The organism is Roseomonas chloroacetimidivorans, from assembly GCF_049629625.1.
Lineage (GTDB): Bacteria > Pseudomonadota > Alphaproteobacteria > Acetobacterales > Acetobacteraceae > Roseomonas > Roseomonas chloroacetimidivorans.
Genome location: NZ_JBNBZS010000261.1, coordinates 1 through 1,515 on the forward strand (window position 1 = coordinate 1; position 1,515 = coordinate 1,515).

A 1,515-nucleotide genomic window follows, 5' to 3' on the forward strand; every position below is an offset into this window, starting at 1 on the left:
ACGCAGCTGGATGCGGCCATGGTCAGGCTGCCTCGGCCGCAGCCGCACCCCCGCGGGCCTTGCGCCAGTTCCATGCGTGGACGGCCCATGGAGTTCAAGTGCGATTGCAAGGTTTGATGGCGGTACGAAAGCGGTCATGCGTTCGGCCTGTTTGTGCGGCAACATGGCCGCTGGCCCAGATGGGTTCCGCGAACGACATCCAAACAGGGCAACGGCATAGAATGCCTTGGAACTGGGCGGATTTTGTCGTTCGTCGGTTCGACCGATCATCATCTCTTGCTACGCTCTCAAACCCTCGGCACCGGCGCGCGGATTAGGCGACTACCGGCTGACGCCGATACGCTTCACCACGCCCCATCATGGCCCAGATGATCCGGGCCATCTTGTTGGCCAGAGCGATCGCCGCGACCTTCCGCGGCCGACGCTCCAGCAATTTCAACAGCCAATCGGTAGCCGACTTGCTGCCTGGCTTGGCGTAGCGGATCACCGCCATCGCTCCCACCACGAGCAGCTGTCGTAGCCTTTCATTGCCTGCCTTACTTATCTTTCCCATCCGATGCTTGCCGCCCGTGGAATGCTCTCGCGGAGTTAGCCCGAGCCACGCCGCGAAATGCCGACCAGTCTCAAAGTTCGCCGGGTTCACGGTCAGCGTCATGGTGATCGCAGTTATCGGCCCAACGCCGGGAATGGCGGCAAGGAGCCTGCTGACCGGGCTCACCTTGTGCTGTTCGAGCAGCTGCTTATCAAGCGTATCGATCTTTACGTCGAGATCGATGACATGTTGGCTCATTCTCTCGAACATCGCCTTTGCAATCTCTGGAATCGCTTCCTCGGCAAGCAGAGCGGCAAGCAATCCATTGATGTTCGCGCAGCCTTTAGAGGCAACAACGCCAAATTCCGCGGCATGCCCTCGCAAGGCGTTGATCGCCTGGGTGCGTTGGTTCACCATCAGTTCCCGATGCTTCACGATCATCGCTACGGCTTGCTCGGCTGCTGATTTGACCGGAACCGTGCGCATAGTAGGGCGTGATGCCGCCTCACTGATTGCCTCTGCGTCGTTGCGGTCGTTCTTGCTCCTCTTCACGAATGGCTTCACGTATTGTGGCGGGATCAATCTGACCCGGTGGCCCATACCGCCGAGCACCCGCCCCCAATGGTGCGAGCCCGCGCAAGCTTCAAGAGCCAGCTCCGTGGGAGCCAGTTTGGCGAAGAACGGTTCGACCTGAGCGCGCCTGATCTCGCGCCGCAGTACGGGACGCTCGACATCATCGACCCCGTGAATCGTAAAAACATGCTTGGATGTGTCGATCGAAACACGTTTGAATTGCATCGGGCGGCCCTTTCGCCGGGTTGGTCGTTCGATCCCATATTGGCAAATTCGATGCCGCTGGGCCGTCCACCCCAACAGGGCAGCAGTTCGTCAAGCCGCGAGGCGGGGTGGTCGGCGATGCGGGCCAGGACGTCGGCGAGCCAGGCGCGCGGGTCGACGTCGTTCAGCTTGGCGGTGATGATGAG

The 1,515-nt window shown here is 60.7% G+C and carries 1 protein-coding gene and 1 pseudogene; both read right to left on the bottom strand.

Annotated features, from left to right (window positions below; all coding sequences use genetic code 11):
- Positions 1-313 precede the first annotated feature (313 nt).
- A complete protein-coding gene (locus ACO1BU_RS37265) occupies positions 314-1,330 on the bottom strand; it encodes an IS110 family RNA-guided transposase (protein ID WP_424140888.1) in 1,017 nt (338 codons plus the stop codon).
- A 77-nt stretch (positions 1,331-1,407) separates the two neighbouring features.
- Positions 1,408-1,515: pseudogene (locus ACO1BU_RS37270) on the bottom strand (transposase domain-containing protein); the annotation flags it as partial.

Excerpts from the sequence above, each read along its gene's own strand:
- ACO1BU_RS37265 (WP_424140888.1), bottom strand. The coding sequence starts at position 1,330 with ATGCAATTCAAACGTGTTTCGATCGACACATCCAAGCATGTTTTTACG.